This window comes from Niallia tiangongensis (assembly GCF_044704065.1).
GTDB classification, from domain to species: domain Bacteria; phylum Bacillota; class Bacilli; order Bacillales; family Cytobacillaceae; genus Niallia; species Niallia tiangongensis.
The window spans coordinates 1,245,859-1,260,506 of the sequence record NZ_CP162613.1 but is presented as its reverse complement, the minus strand read 5'-3'; the positions used below and the strand labels follow the sequence as shown (position 1 = coordinate 1,260,506).

Annotated in this window: 12 protein-coding genes; 5 read left to right on the top strand and 7 right to left on the bottom strand. The window is 35.3% G+C overall.

Translation table 11 applies throughout. From position 1 onward, the window contains the following. Positions 1 to 2: 2 nt before the first annotated feature. The 6 genes from AB3U99_RS06065 to AB3U99_RS06040 all read right to left on the bottom strand — a co-directional run bounded on the left by AB3U99_RS06065 (position 3) and on the right by AB3U99_RS06040 (position 7,914). Positions 3 to 1,211 carry an exonuclease SbcCD subunit D gene (locus AB3U99_RS06065; protein WP_400246336.1) on the bottom strand — a complete coding sequence of 403 codons (1,209 nt, stop codon included), beginning with the start codon at positions 1,209 to 1,211 and terminating at the stop codon, positions 3 to 5. A gap of 165 nt (positions 1,212 to 1,376) precedes the next feature. Beyond that, the gene (locus tag AB3U99_RS06060; protein ID WP_400246334.1) at positions 1,377 to 2,624 is read right to left on the bottom strand and encodes an ABC transporter permease; all 1,248 of its coding nucleotides are present in this window, start codon (positions 2,622 to 2,624) and stop codon (positions 1,377 to 1,379) included. After that, the gene (locus tag AB3U99_RS06055; RefSeq protein ID WP_400246332.1) at positions 2,617 to 3,516 is read right to left on the bottom strand and encodes an ABC transporter ATP-binding protein; all 900 of its coding nucleotides are present in this window, start codon (positions 3,514 to 3,516) and stop codon (positions 2,617 to 2,619) included. Before AB3U99_RS06055 ends, AB3U99_RS06060 begins: the two co-directional genes overlap by 8 nt. A gap of 261 nt (positions 3,517 to 3,777) precedes the next feature. Then, entirely contained in the window at positions 3,778 to 5,076 is a 1,299-nt protein-coding gene (locus AB3U99_RS06050) for an NCS2 family permease (protein WP_400246330.1), read from the bottom strand. A gap of 277 nt (positions 5,077 to 5,353) precedes the next feature. After that, positions 5,354 to 6,865, bottom strand: a complete 1,512-nt coding sequence (locus AB3U99_RS06045) for a coproporphyrinogen III oxidase (protein ID WP_400246328.1) — start codon at positions 6,863 to 6,865, stop codon at positions 5,354 to 5,356. Positions 6,866 to 7,047: 182 nt separating this feature from the next. Next, on the bottom strand, positions 7,048 to 7,914 hold the full coding sequence (locus AB3U99_RS06040; protein ID WP_400246326.1) for a Cof-type HAD-IIB family hydrolase: 867 nt from the start codon (positions 7,912 to 7,914) through the stop codon (positions 7,048 to 7,050). A gap of 497 nt (positions 7,915 to 8,411) precedes the next feature. Between AB3U99_RS06040 and AB3U99_RS06035 the strand changes: the two genes are divergently transcribed. Then, a complete protein-coding gene (locus AB3U99_RS06035; protein WP_016201934.1) occupies positions 8,412 to 8,615 on the top strand; it encodes an alpha/beta-type small acid-soluble spore protein in 204 nt (67 codons plus the stop codon). Positions 8,616 to 8,996: 381 nt separating this feature from the next. Here the strand turns inward: AB3U99_RS06035 and AB3U99_RS06030 are convergent, their stop codons facing one another. Then, positions 8,997 to 9,353, bottom strand: a complete 357-nt coding sequence (locus tag AB3U99_RS06030) for a YlbF family regulator (protein WP_400246323.1) — start codon at positions 9,351 to 9,353, stop codon at positions 8,997 to 8,999. Positions 9,354 to 9,618: 265 nt separating this feature from the next. Here AB3U99_RS06030 and AB3U99_RS06025 point away from each other — a divergent pair, with 265 nt between their 5' ends. Genes AB3U99_RS06025 through AB3U99_RS06010 form a run of 4 tightly spaced genes read left to right on the top strand, consistent with a single transcriptional unit; the run spans position 9,619 to position 14,638 of the window. Next, entirely contained in the window at positions 9,619 to 11,004 is a 1,386-nt protein-coding gene (locus AB3U99_RS06025) for a YheC/YheD family protein (protein ID WP_400246321.1), read from the top strand. After that, a complete protein-coding gene (locus AB3U99_RS06020; RefSeq protein WP_400246319.1) occupies positions 10,997 to 12,097 on the top strand; it encodes a YheC/YheD family protein in 1,101 nt (366 codons plus the stop codon). Before AB3U99_RS06025 ends, AB3U99_RS06020 begins: the two co-directional genes overlap by 8 nt. Further along, a complete protein-coding gene (locus AB3U99_RS06015) occupies positions 12,063 to 13,427 on the top strand; it encodes a YheC/YheD family protein (protein ID WP_400246317.1) in 1,365 nt (454 codons plus the stop codon). Before AB3U99_RS06020 ends, AB3U99_RS06015 begins: the two co-directional genes overlap by 35 nt. Continuing rightward, positions 13,424 to 14,638, top strand: coding sequence for a YheC/YheD family protein (locus AB3U99_RS06010; RefSeq protein ID WP_400246315.1), 1,215 nt, complete (start codon positions 13,424 to 13,426; stop codon positions 14,636 to 14,638). Before AB3U99_RS06015 ends, AB3U99_RS06010 begins: the two co-directional genes overlap by 4 nt. The last annotated feature ends 10 nt before the right edge of the window (positions 14,639 to 14,648 follow it).

Genomic DNA, 14,648 nt, shown 5'->3' with positions numbered 1-14,648 from the left:
GATCACCTCCCGTAATTAACTAGCATTGAAAGCAATAATTCTTCTGCTTCTTTCGCTAAATCTCGTTTTTCATCAGCTGTCAGCTCTTCTAGGAAACGATATGCTTTTGGGTGTTGGTATAAAGAGAAAACTGCATCATCCACTGCCTCGTTTTCCTTCGTAACAGCAAATAATTCTTCATAAAATGCCGATTCTTTCAGCAGATTATCTTTTAACCATTCCGTATTTTCCTGTATCTTTATGGAAGTAACCCACACAAAGGATTCAGAATCTCCTTCATCCTGCTGAAGGATTTCTAATAAATCGGAATCGAGAAAAGAATCTTCCATTTGCAATTGTTCAATCTCGAAGGAGACAATAAACGAATAGCTTCCATCTCTTCTTTCATCGATTTTTTTCCGACAAAGCCTATATAGCTCGTCAAATGTTTTTACATTGCTTGCATCTATTTTCAATGACTCCCAAACCACTTCAGATGTAGGGATAAATTCTAATCGAGCATCCTTCTCACTTAATTCTACAAAATAGCAGCCCTTTTCTTCCGTTTCCTTTTTATGGCGCCCTTGGGTATTTCCTGGATACACAATAGGAGGAATCGTTTCTAACAATTCACGCTTGTGAATATGACCTAAAGCCCAATAATCCATTTTTTTTGCAAGTAAATCTTTCACCTGAAAAGGCGCATACGCACGATGGTCAGTGGATCCTTCTAAATTACCATGCAGTATTCCGATATGAAAATTAGCACCCTCACTTCGAATATATTCATCAATCTTTCTCTCTTTCACATGTCTTGTTTCATAACTAAAACCATATAAATTAACGGATACATTATTTTTTATAAACTGCTTTATCGTAACCATAGATGGAAAAACCTGAACATTATCAGGCAAGTCAATGTTTATCCAGCTGCCATTTAAATGATCATGATTTCCATGGACAAGATAAACCTCGATTTGGTTTTCTTTTAGACGCAGCATTTCTTCTCGAAATCGAATCTGCGCTCTAATACTCCTGTCTTCCCCATCATAAATATCTCCAGCAATTATCACAAAATCAACTTTTTTATTTATAGCGGTATCGATTACTTTTTTAAATGCAATAAATGTACTTTCCTTCAGCTTGTTATGTATAGATGTTGGCAAATTTTTCAACCCAACCATTGGACTGTCTAAATGTAAATCCGCACAATGTATAAAGGATATTTCCATACTCTCACGTCCTATAACTATTTCCTTCTATTTTACCATGTCAAAAATACGAATGCACGTTCTTATCTATAATTGGTGAGTATTTTGATAGAACAGCCATTTTTTAGTTCCACTAAATTACTCCACAAAAAAAGTCTCACTATTCATGAGACTTTTTTTACAAGTTTATTCTTTTTTCGTAAGCTGCAGAGCTTTTTTTATATCTTTATAAGAATTTGATTTTCCATACATCAGCACGCCGCCTTTATATACTCTAGCACCAAATATTGCAAGAATCATAATAGTGGCAACTAAAATAATGATTCCTAAAATTGGCTCCCAAACGGGTAGATTCAACATTCCTACTCTCATAAACATTAGCATCGGAGTGAAGAATGGGATATATGATGTAATGGTTACAAACGTGGTGTCTGGTGCACTTAGTCCGAACATAGCAATCATAAATCCTGCAACAATTAATAATGTCATTGGTGTAATCATTTGCTGGACATCTTCAATTCTGCTTACAAGCGAGCCGAGTAATGCAGCAAGAGTAGCATATAGGAAATAGCCTAAAATAAAGAAGATTGCTGCATAAATAATCGTGCTAACAGGTACTTCGCTAAATCCTAGGAACCCTTCCATCGAGCTTAGGCTTTCATTGCTAGTTAATGAAAAGTAGCCCACAGCCATTAATAAGGCTAACTGCGTTAAGCTTAGTAGTCCAATACCAAGAATTTTCGCAAACATATGCTTAATTGGAGACACACTTGAAATTAAGATCTCCATCACACGTGACGATTTTTCAGTCGCTACTTCTGTCGCTATCATATTGGCATACAAAATAACAGCAAAATAAATTAAAAATAAGAGAACATAAACTAACCCTCTAGCCTGATTTAATTCTTCCTCTGTCTTCGCATCTTTCTCAAGGGCAATTTTCTCAAAGGAAACTGGCTCATTCAATTTGGCGAGCTGCTCATTTGTTAAATTAAGCTGATTAGCTGCTAATTGACTTTTAACCAGTTGAATACTATTTGATAAATTACCAGAAATGGATGATTCTGCAATATCCATCGTATAATAAGTAGCTATTGGTAAATTACTCGAATCAACATCTACAATCAGCACTCCACTATAGTTGCCTTCTTCGACTTCTTTTTTAGCTGATTCTTCACCATCTTTATATGGAACAAGTTTGACGTCCTCATTCAATGTCTCCGCTGCCTCTTGAATGACAGGTAATAATGAGGCACTCTGGTCGATTACTGCCACTTCTGTTTTTTCGTCTTCACCAGAAAAGGTTTCAATAATGGTAGAAAGATTTGTAAGTGCAACAACAAATAAGATTGTGATGGCTGTTGTGATGAGAAAAGATTTTGTTTTAAACTTGCTTAAAAATGTATGAAATAAGATAATCCAAAAACTATTCAAGAGAAGCACCTACCTTTTCGATAAAAATATCGTTTAAAGAAGGCTCTTCTAATGCAAATTTACGGATAAAGCCTTTTCCAACAATATCTTTCAAAATTCTCTCTGCAATTTCCTCTCCCTCAATTTGAAGAGAAACACCCTCTGCTTTTTCCTTTAATTTTAATACGCCCGGATAACGGATTAAATGAGTCAAATCAAAATCTGCATGGATGGTTACATTTTTCCTTCCAAAGCTTCTTTTAATTTCTTTAAGTGAACCATGAACAACGGGCTTTCCTTTATGCATGATGCACAAATGCTGACATAATTCCTCCACATGCTCCATTCGGTGACTTGAGAAAACAATACTCGTTCCATTATTTTTTAAATCAACGACTGCACTTTTTAATTGCTCCACATTTACTGGGTCTAACCCGCTGAATGGCTCATCAAGAATTAATAGTTTCGGCTTATGTAAAACAGCACTGATAAATTGGATTTTTTGCTGATTTCCTTTTGAAAGCTCCTCGACTTTCTTATCCATATATTCTGGAACTTTAAAACGATCAAGCCAATATTCAAGCTCCTTTAAAGCAGCTTTTTTTTCCATTCCTCTTAGCCTGGCTAAATAGATAAGCTGATCCCGTACTTTTAACTTTGGGTATAGTCCTCTTTCTTCTGGCAGATATCCAATATACGGACTGGTAGAATAATTAATCGGTTTATCATCCCATGTTATTTGTCCAGCTGTACTTTCCAAGATTCCTAGAATCATGCGAAAAGTTGTCGTCTTTCCTGCCCCATTTCCTCCTAAAAAGCCGAACATTTCATTTTCAGGAATCGAAATGGATAAATCATCCACTGCAGTGAACGAACCAAATTTTTTTGTCACATTCCTTAACTCTAAAGACACAAAATCCCCTCCTCATTCTTTTATACGATTAGAATTGTAAAAGGTTTCAATTGATGTTGCTACTATTATTAGTAAATATGCCGATAATTATTAACCCAGAGTGGAATGGAGCGGAAGACAGGTGACTCCCGCAAGAAGAAGAGGACGCTTTAGAATACAGAGGCGAACCTTCTGTCTGATGCACAAGGAAGCGAATCTGGATTAGTCTTAATATAAAAAAAGCTGCTGATCAGCTCTATTGAGTCTAACAGCAGCTTTTTATTAATGTGGTAAAAACACTAATTGATAAAGGAATAAAACAGCAAACACGTATACTAGTGGATGAACGGTTTTTCCTTTTCCTTTTACTAGCTTTAATAATGGATAGGAGATAAACCCTAGGGCAATTCCTGTTGCGATGCTTGATGTAAGTGGCATGCTTAGAATAACTAAAAATGCTGGGAATGCTTCATCAAACTCTGACCATTTTACATCACTTATTGCTCCCATCATCAAGCTTCCTACAATTATAAGTGCAGGAGCTGTAATGGCAGATAAACCTGAAATGCTGCTAACTAAAGGAGCAAAAAAAGCAGAAATGATAAACAGAATAGCAACAGTAACACCTGTTAATCCCGTACGTCCACCTGCTGCAACACCTGATGTCGATTCGATAAAGGCAGTTGTAGGGCTTGTCCCAAACATCGCTCCAACAGATGTTCCAAGTGAATCAGCAAGAAGTGCCTGTCTCGCTTTAGGTAACTTATTGTTTTTTATTAATCCAGCTTGCTCTGCTACACCAATCATCGTACCAGTTGTATCAAAAATCGTTACCAATAAAAAGGAAAATACAACAGCATATAATCCATGTTGAATAACATCGCCAAACGCTGAAAATGGATTGCTAATGATAAGTCCTTCAGGTAAATGTGGGCTTGCCATAATTCCATTTTCAAATGATAAGTAACCAGTAAAATAAGCGATAATACTTGTTACAATCATCCCTATGAATAATGCCCCTTTAATATTCAAACTAAAAAGAACAATAGTAATTGCTAAACCAACAAGGGCGATAATGACAGTAGGAGACTGAAGATCACCTAGTCCTACCAGATTTTCTGGATGTGCAACAATAATTCCAGTTTGTCTTAAACCGATAAATGCTATAAATAGTCCAATACCTGCCGTTATTCCGTGTTTTAAGTTATCCGGAATAGCAAGAATTAATTTTTCTCTAAATGGTGTTAGCGATAAAATAACAAAAATAACCCCAGCAACAAATACCGCTGATAGCGCAACAGTATAATCTACATTATTATTTCCGACAACCGAAAAGGCGAAGTAAGCGTTCAACCCCATACCTGGTGCAATGGCGATAGGATAATTCGCAAACAGCGCCATCCATAATGTCCCTAAAGCAGCCGCAATTATGGTTGCTAGGAATACTTGATCAAATGGAATTCCTGCTTGTGATAAAATACCGGGATTGACAACTACTATATAAACTATTGTTAAAAAAGTTGTCAATCCAGCCATTAACTCCGTTCTCACGGTCGTATTATTTTGCTTTAACTTAAACATGAAAAAACCTCCAAAAAACGAACATTTAAAAACAACATTTTCTATGTTATTCGTTTTTACTGCAAAAAGCAACTATTTTTCTTGATAAATATATGTCGAGTTAGTGAAAAGCATTTATTAGTTTAACACTAGCGATTTTTTCCATACAAAAATAACGACGGGAACATAGAAAAAAATCTACCAGAACAGAAATTGTTCTAATAGATTTTTATTTATTCCGCTGTCCAAGAAAAAACAACACAGATATTCATTTTGAATCAGAAAAAATTTTAAATCCTTATTTAGAAGCTTCTAACGAAAAATGCTCGTTTAACAAGGCTATTTTTTTATCTGTATATTCCTCGAAGCTTTCATTATACGTTTTTGGATGCTTTGGATTAGAAAATTGTGTAATCTTCCCAGTAACAGGGTGGATAAATTTACTGGATGCACCACAGCCTACACCAATTACCGTCTGCAATTCTTCCATCATCATAATATTATAGATACTTTCTTGGTTTTTCTTTGAATAGCCGACATTCTCTAAATTCCCCAGAATATTTTTCTGGCGATACAGATAGTAAGGTACGTAGTCATGGAATTCTGTCCAATCCTCTGCCATCTTCATCATTTCCTGTATTTCGTCTCGATCTGCAACCTTATATCTCAATTTATTGCGAGTCATTTCAGATGCACGTTTAAAAGAAAGGGTATGAACAGTCAATGATTCAGGCATTAACTCTTCGGTCTTATCAAGAGAATACTTAAACTCCTCTATTCCTTCACCAGGAAGACCAATTATTAAATCCATATTAATATTATTCATTCCGTGCTTACGCGCTAAATGATACTTATCAATTGTTTCCTCCACTGTATGATGTCTACCAATGGCTTTTAACGTTTGTTGCGTATACGATTGTGGATTAATACTAATGCGATCAATATTATATTTATTTAGAACTTCAAGCTTTTCTGGCGTTATCGTATCTGGTCTTCCTGCTTCAACCGTGATTTCACGAATGTTTTCTACATTTGGAAAAGAAGCATGCATGCGCTCATAAAGCATGTCCATTTCTTCTGCCGTAATACTAGTTGGTGTACCGCCACCATAATAGACGGTTGTAATATTAATATTTTTCTCTTTCAGCCACTCACCGATTTTTTCCATTTCATAATGAAGCCCACCTAAAAAGGACGAAACAGAACCTTGTCGTCCATTAATTGCATAGGCTGGGAACGTACAATACGCACATTTTGTCGGACAAAACGGAATTCCAATATAGATGCTTACTTCTTTTTTTAAATCATATAAATCTGGAATCACCGCTAATTGCCGATCGATGATTTTCTGCATTAAATGGATTTTTTCATCTGACATTAAATATTCCTCATGAAGAGATTGATGCGCCTCTTCCTTTGGAGTCTGATTTTGCATATGACGATGGAGTAGCTTTGTTGGGCGAATCCCTGTTAGAATACCCCATTTTTGCACCATTCCCGTATATTCTTGCAGTAGCAATAAAAAGCTTTTTGAAATGGATTTTTTCATTTGCTTAAATATTTCTTTTTCCGTTAAACCACTGAGATCTGCGTTACTATCAAATGATTTTCCTTCTTCTAGCTCCTCAAGCTTCCCTTTTACAGTAAATTCTTCTTCAACTATGTCTGTATCGAAATGGACATGAAGATCTGCTTTTTCTTCCGCTTCGCTATATAAAATCTTTGTATCTTCAAAAAATAAATTGCCTATATGCTCTAATGGCCTTTTATAACGTTCATCCGTTATTCCCTGTATATATATAACTTTCATGATAATTTTTCAACTCACCTTTTTATTCTGAAGTATAATTACGCTTTATTTATCCAATTATACTTTAGTCTAAAAAAAATAACTAGAAAGGTCAAAAGACTTTCTGTATTTTCCATTTTCAAGAGAAGATAAAAGGAGAAGTCCAGTAATGACTTCTCCTTCCGTAAAAAATTAAATAATGGCTATTTTATAATATTCATCTTCCGTAAAAATTCAATTGGTTGCTGTTTGCGGAAATGTTCTTTTACCATATAAGCAACCCCGTCTTGATTATTAGATCTCGTTACCCAATCTGCAGCGATTTTCAACTGATTTGATGCATTCCCCATTGCTACGCCAAGACCAACTGCTTCAATTACATCTAAATCGTCCAAGCCATCCCCTATAGCAACCATTTCACTACTCTTTATTCCAAGTTTCTCCCCTAAATATAACAAGCCATTAAGCTTCGACACGCCAGCTGGCAAAATATCTAAGCGTAACTCATTATGCTGAACAACGTTAATATCATCAAACATCTTTTCAAGCACTTCCTTTGCGTCCCGACAATCTTTTTTCTCTTCAAAATACACTTCCATTTTAGGTGGACTAACTGGTTCCTCTAATAAAACGTCACTTAAAACATCGACAAATTGGTGGGAATAAAAGACAGGATCTCCGGAAGACAAGACCGTTTTTGCAAGCATATTATGATGGAGCTTTGATTTATTAGCTAGTGAGAATTTTTCATGAACTAAGCGAATTTGGCAGATAAACCCTTCTAAAAATCGAACAATATCTGCTGTTAGATCTTCTGCTATTCGTTTAACAAAAATTGTATCGTCCTCATTATTGGAAACCAATGCTCCTTCATGTACAACGATATAACTATCCAATTTTAGCGCCTTAGCTACCTTTTTAGCAGATGGCAAGCTCCTAGCGGTTACAAGCGTCACATAAATTCCTTTTTGCTGAACATATTCAACTGCTTCTTTCGTCGATTTTGTTAGACGCCCATTTGATTGAAGGAGAGTACCATCGATATTTAAAGCTAATAAGCGATAAATCATAAAATCCCCCATTTCTTCGATGTAGATGTATTGTCTTTATATATCATTTATGTGAGAAACAAGCATATTAGAACTTTTGACGGAAGATTAACAGAAGATATAGCGATTTATTGTGGTTATTTCTAAAAGGGCATTGTTGTTTTTTAACTTAGTACTTCTAAAATATATTTTAAAGCAATAGTGGAATGGAGGGGAAGACAGTTGACTCCTGCGGGAAATAGAGGAAAGGCTGAGACCCCGCAGGCGTGCCGAGGAGGCTCAGCTTCCTCCCCGCGGAAAGCAACTGTCTGTAGCGTAATGGAACGAATCTGTTCCAAACCTTTTCATTTTTGAATAGATTCTGTTGTAGTTAGGGAACTTCTTCTCAGAGGTTTGGTTATTTTTTAAGACCATCCTATGGAAAAAATTACTTTATACTTTTTTGCATAAAAAACGTGATTTTTTTTAAAATAATAAACGTAACACAAATTAAATCACTCAAGGAGGAAACATTCATCATGGCAAATAACAATTCATCAAATCAATTATTAGTTCCAGGAGTATCACAAGCATTGGATCAAATGAAATATGAAATTGCATCAGAGTTTGGAGTAAACCTTGGTGCTGAAACTACTGCTCGTGCTAACGGTTCAGTAGGTGGCGAAATCACTAAAAGACTAGTACAAATGGCTGAGCAACAACTTGGCGGAAGCAAATTTTAATTGAAACAAATTATTTTAATTAAATAGATATGGCTTTAGGAGGATGGCGTTTTGCCATCCTCCTACATTTATTAGCAGAAGGTATCAGTTGAACCGCCAGAAAGTACTGAAAAAGTCTTTTTTTCGAATGAAAATTAGGAGATAGAATATTTGAAAATGAAAATAAGCTTGGTTTGGAGAGGCGTCTGCTCGACTATGGAAGCTGCGAGAAAGTCCGAGACTGTGCTGAGCTGACACAGCCGAAGCGGAAAACAAATACTACATCTTCATTTGAAAGTTTTGGCTACTATCAATAATCAGTAAATTGGCTTTTCAGAGATCGAACCGTTCCATGCTCTCCTCAAAAAAACTCCACTATTTTAAAATAGTAGAGTTTCTTTCTTATTGCTGTTGAGCTGGTCCATAAAGCTCTTCTAATGGCTTCATGATAATTTGATTTAATTCACCAATTAACACACTCATACGTTGTTCTGCAGCCATTAGCTTTGAAATACTTTCATGTTGTTGAACAAGTGCCACTGTTTTTTGTGCTTGTTCTACTTCTTCTTGGGTAATTTCTTGACCTGACATTTGCTTTTGCTGAAGCTGTAATTGAATATTACGGAAATTATCAAACATCGCTTTTGCGGAAGGATCTCCATTTACTGTATCATACATTGTTTTCAATTCTGTATATTCATCACTTTGACGAATCGCTTTCTCTAAAGCATAAGCAGGATCATGTAAATTTACTGCCATTAAAACAACTCCTTTATTTAACAATTGTCTCCACTATAACAAACTATGCATCATAATACCAGAAATACCTCAATTTCAGAAATATAGGAAAAGCATCTATTTCTAGTAACCCTTCAAACAGCATAGCGCGGAAGCCAATCAATAGAAGCGAAATCTTTTTTTAGTTATCACAACTTAGCTATTCTTTCATACGATATATCAGCACCAAAATAGGCGAATGTCAGTATCGCTCTTCCTATATTGAAAAAACAAATGGGGAATCTGAATGACACTTAAATTTTTACAACTATTTAAAAAAGACGATTTTCAAGAAGCTTTAGAAGGATTATCTATTGCTATCAGTCCCACTTTGCTTAAATTTTTAAACATAAATTTGAATGATCCTGTGTATGTATGTGTTGCTAAAAGGAATGTTCAAGTAGCTGTTCAAACACATTCTCTTGAAAAGCAAGCTATTGTTTTTAGCTCTGATTTAGAAAAGAGGTTACTGCTTCCAAAGGAAACAAACACTTTCCTTATCCCTTATTTTAATAAAAATCAACTATTCCATTTAGGACCAGTGATTGGCATATTAACAGAGGTTAACGACGATAAGGAAGACATAACCTTTCCCGCTATTCAACATTTATGCAAAGAATTAACGGAAGAATTAGCTCAAATAGGTGGATTTTTTTATCTCTTTGGACTACAAAATATTCAAGAGGATAAAATTAACGGATATTTTTTTGATAATAACACTTGGACTAAGCGACACTTCTCATATCCTAATGTTATTTATAATCGACTGCATTCTCGAAAAGCAGATTCCAGCACTGCCTTTTTAAAGCTTAAAAAATTGCTTGAGGAAAAAGAAATTCCTATTTTCAATAGCAGATTTTTTTCAAAAGATGAAACATATCAGCTTCTAATCAAAAATCCAACTATGAATGAGCATTTGCCTTTAACAAAGCAACTAACTTACCAAAATTTTATCTCCATGCTAAAATTTCCACTTCTTTATGTTAAACCTGTACATGGAAGCCAAGGAAGAAATATCATTCATATTGAAAAATTAGACAATCGATTTATTGCAACTATTTCTTCTGGAAAAAGGAAAGGAAAAACGCAGCTATTTTCAGATGAAGAAAAACTATGGAAATGGCTAGAAGGTTATGCCAAGCGAAGAAGCTATATTTGTCAGCAAGGAATTGATTTTCTCAAATCACAAGAGCGCTCTCTTGACTTTCGTATTCTTTGTCATAAAAATTACCAAGGCAACTGGACCATTACCTCCATTGTTGCAAGAATTGCTCAAAAGAAAGCAATCGTTGCAAATCTTGCCCAAGGTGCAGAAATGAAGCCAGCAAAAGCTGTTTTACATGAATTACTGACTACAGAAAAAACAGGACAGAAATTAGAAGAGTTAAAAGCATTAGCTTTAGAGATAGCAGGTATCCTTAGTGAAAATACAGATGGATACTTAGGAGAATTAGGTATCGATATTGGCATGGATAAACAAGGTCACCTGTGGGTTATAGAAGTAAATTCTAAGCCTTCTAAGAAATTAGAGGATCATATTGAAAAAACAAGGCCATCTACGAAAGCTTTGCTTGAATATTTTATTGCACTTTCCTTTTCCCCTTGTTTAAAGGAGATATCAGAAGATGAATAAATTTGGAATTATGTCATTATCCTTAGAGCATGAAAACAATTATATTCACGAAATAGCAAAATATGGACGCGATAATAACTTAACTATCTATCACTTTGTCCCATCCACCTACCATCCCTTTACACATACTGTAAAAGGAAAAGAATATAGGTCAGAATCAGACACATGGATAGAATCAGAATTCCCAGTTCCTACTATTTTATATGATCGTTGTTTTTATCATGATGATTCCCATTCTATCCAATGCAAAAATATTATTCAATGGCTAAAAAAACAGCCTAATATCACCTTTATCGGCAATGGATTGCCAAATAAATGGCAGTTATATCAAGTATTGCGGGAATCAAAGCTTGCTGCATATATCCCAGAAACTTTTCTCTTACAATCGGCAAATCAAGTCAATTTTCAGAGCTTAAATCCAGTTATCTTAAAGCCGATAAACGGCTCCCAAGGAAATGGACTCTTTTTTATAAAGAAACAAAAAGAAGGAATTTTGGTCAGAACCGATAAAAAAGAAAAAACAGTAGAAAAGTTGTTTTCTGATCGGATGACTTTTAATAAATGGCTTAATCAGCTTTTAAAAAGAAATTCTTATTTAATGCAAGCATATCTCCCACTTTCAAATAAAGAGGAACAACCATTTGATATTCGTGCTCTTTTGCAAAAAAACGTGAAAGAAGAATGGGAAGTCATTGAAAAAGGAGTCCGCATTGGAGAAAAAGGGAGGATTATTTCTAATTTAAGCGCTGGTGCATCGATTGTTGCCTTTGATGATTGGTTTCAGTCCATTCCTGTTAAGTTAAAAAGCTTTCTAAAACACGAAATCGAGGAAATATTTACTCTCCTTCCTTCCATATTAGAAGATTCTTTCTCTCCTTTATTTGAAATCGGCGTAGATATCGGCATTACCCCAAATGGTTCTTTATGGATTCTTGACGTAAATTCAAAGCCAGGCAGAAAAGTAATCATGCAAGCCTATCCTCATCTAAGTGAGAAACTTTATAAAGCTCCTGTCCTTTATGCTGCTAAATTAGCTGATGATAAAAGGAGGAATCTAGATGAAAAAGCTATATCCAATCGAAATAATAAATAATAGCGAAAATACAGTCTACTTACCAACTGACTTTGAAGCTAACACAGATTTAAAGATACTTGCTTTTGGAGCTGCAAGTAAGGAAGCAACGATTAAAAAACATAAAAAATCAAGAAATACAGTGGGAATTAGTTCCGATCTTTTTAATGACTTGCTTTTCCCATCGTCTACTTCTAATATTCATTTATTTGCAGTTGATGAGACGTTATATGCAGGACCACTAGTAGGAATATTCACATCCGGCTTTTCAACAATAAAAGTACGTCCAATCGGAGATCGTTCCATTTTATTTTCAAAGCTTCTTTCTGTACAAAAAACAGTTGGTGTCATCGCCTTCCTATTTGGGGAGCAACATATTAATTGGGAAACAGGTACAATTAATGGACTATTTTATGAGGATGGCTGGAAATCAGTAGAGGTTCCTTTCCCAACTGTTATTTATGACCGCATACCTAATCGCAGAATTGAAAATCTAAACAAAATTCAAGCTGTTAAAAACAGATTACAAAAGGAATATTCGATTCCCTGGTATAATCCAGGCTTCTTTAATAAATTGGATATTTATGAACGATTACTGCAGGATGATAGTATTTCCGATTATTTGCCAGAGACCCATGCACTTACTAATTTTTCCGTCATCGAAAGAATGCTCTCGAACTTTGGCAATGTGTATATTAAACCGAAAAATGGGAGCCTTGGAAAAGGTATCTACCAGGTATTATATGATAAAAAAGATGGCTATTACTATACACGCTTTAAAGATATAGACCAAGGCAATCGGCTAATGAGATTTGACCATTTAGAAGCATTAATGAATCATTTATTCGATAAGCAAAATTTATCTCATTATATCGTCCAACAAGGCATTCACTTAATTCGCTCTGAAAAAAAGTCAATCGATTTTCGGGTTCATACGAATAAAAATAAAGATGGCTATTGGGAAATGACTGCGATTGCCGCAAAAATTGCCGGTGCAGGTAGTGTGACTACACATCTTAATAATGGAGGCATCGTTAAAGCGCTCGACGAATTGGCGGATACAGATCTTAAAAGCGAAGAAATGATAAACAAACTTACTAAGGCATCCTTGCAAATAAGTAAAGCTCTGGAAAAGCAGATGGAAGGATATATCGGCGAAATCGGATTCGACTTAGGATTGGATCGAAAAGGGCGTGTATGGTTGTTTGAGGCAAACGCTAAACCTGGAAGAAGCATCTTTAAACATCCTTCCCTAAGAAAATCCGATCTGGAAACACGCCGAAAATCCTTAGAGTACGCAGTCTTTCTAATGGAACAAAGCATCCATAGTCTTGAGGATATTTATCAATGAATATTTATTATGATTCCGAAAAAGAATGCTGGTATACCGCTTCAACCGTCCATTACTTTTTTGGGACATCACAAAAAACTTTATCCATCTCAAATCCACATCCTAATCATGCAGCTTTTCCAATTGTCAAAAACGGAAATAAGATTGGTCCTTTAATTGGCATAATGGTCGCAAGAAATAAGCATAACAAATTAATAGGGAATGGTGCGCTCTTTAAGCGGCTTCTAAAGCAACTACAGCAGCATTCGGGAGGGATTATCATTATCTTTCCTCCTGAAAATTTACAAAAAGATACACTGACTGGATTTACTTATTGTTCGAATCAAAACAAATGGCTAAAGGCCATTACACCATTGCCAGACGTAGTCTATAACCGGGTACCTTTTCGAAAGACAGAAAAGCAAGAAGGCTTCCAAAAAGCAGTATCTTTCCTAAAGGAAAAAGAAATCCCTTTTTTTAATTCTTCCTTTGTAAATAAATGGGAACTTCATGAACTATTTAGCGAGCACCCTTTGTTGAACGAGCACATACCGAAAACCTCCCTCCTAGAGGAAAAAGAGAATTTCGTTGAGTTTTTTCTTACCCATAATAATATTTACTTAAAACCAGTCGAGGGCTTCAAAGGAAAAAATATTTACCGTATAAGACTAGAAAATGATCATTCCATCTGTGTCAGTACAACAGAGGGAACAGCTTTTTTCTCTACTTTAGAAGAACTATGGAACCAGTATCATCAAGAATGGCTCCAAAAGAAATATCTTATCCAAGAAGAAATTGACGGAGCATTATACAATGGAAGACGCTTTGATTTTCGCTTGCTAGTTACTTTTGATGAAAATCGCTATGTCCTAACAGGAGTTGGAGTAAGACAATCTCATCAACAAGATGTAACGACTCATATTCCATCAGGAGGAAAACTTCTTGCCTATCGCGAAGTGCAACAAAAAGAGCATGATCTATTTTTCGAAAGACTCGTCAACCACTGTGGAGATATTTTATCCAAAAAATATGGTTTCATTGGTGAATTTTCTATAGATGCCTGTGTAGATAAAAACGGACATTATTATCTTTTTGAAATTAATGCAAAACCGATGTTATTTGATGAGGAAGAAATTGAAGAAAAACGCTGTCAACAACTAATAAAGCTCTTTTATACATTGACTAATTTTCCCTTCAAGCATAATTCTAATGAGATAACCCATCCTAAATGATAGGAGGGAT

Excerpts from the sequence above, each read along its gene's own strand:
- AB3U99_RS06050 (WP_400246330.1), bottom strand. The coding sequence starts at position 5,076 with ATGTTTAAGTTAAAGCAAAATAATACGACCGTGAGAACGGAGTTAATG.
- AB3U99_RS06045 (WP_400246328.1), bottom strand. The coding sequence starts at position 6,865 with ATGAAAGTTATATATATACAGGGAATAACGGATGAACGTTATAAAAGG.
- AB3U99_RS06025 (WP_400246321.1), top strand. The coding sequence starts at position 9,619 with ATGACACTTAAATTTTTACAACTATTTAAAAAAGACGATTTTCAAGAA.
- AB3U99_RS06020 (WP_400246319.1), top strand. The coding sequence starts at position 10,997 with ATGAATAAATTTGGAATTATGTCATTATCCTTAGAGCATGAAAACAAT.
- AB3U99_RS06035 (WP_016201934.1), top strand. The coding sequence starts at position 8,412 with ATGGCAAATAACAATTCATCAAATCAATTATTAGTTCCAGGAGTATCA.
- AB3U99_RS06030 (WP_400246323.1), bottom strand. The coding sequence starts at position 9,353 with ATGGCAGTAAATTTACATGATCCTGCTTATGCTTTAGAGAAAGCGATT.
- AB3U99_RS06010 (WP_400246315.1), top strand. The coding sequence starts at position 13,424 with ATGAATATTTATTATGATTCCGAAAAAGAATGCTGGTATACCGCTTCA.
- AB3U99_RS06015 (WP_400246317.1), top strand. The coding sequence starts at position 12,063 with ATGAAAAAGCTATATCCAATCGAAATAATAAATAATAGCGAAAATACA.
- AB3U99_RS06040 (WP_400246326.1), bottom strand. The coding sequence starts at position 7,914 with ATGATTTATCGCTTATTAGCTTTAAATATCGATGGTACTCTCCTTCAA.
- AB3U99_RS06065 (WP_400246336.1), bottom strand. The coding sequence starts at position 1,211 with ATGGAAATATCCTTTATACATTGTGCGGATTTACATTTAGACAGTCCA.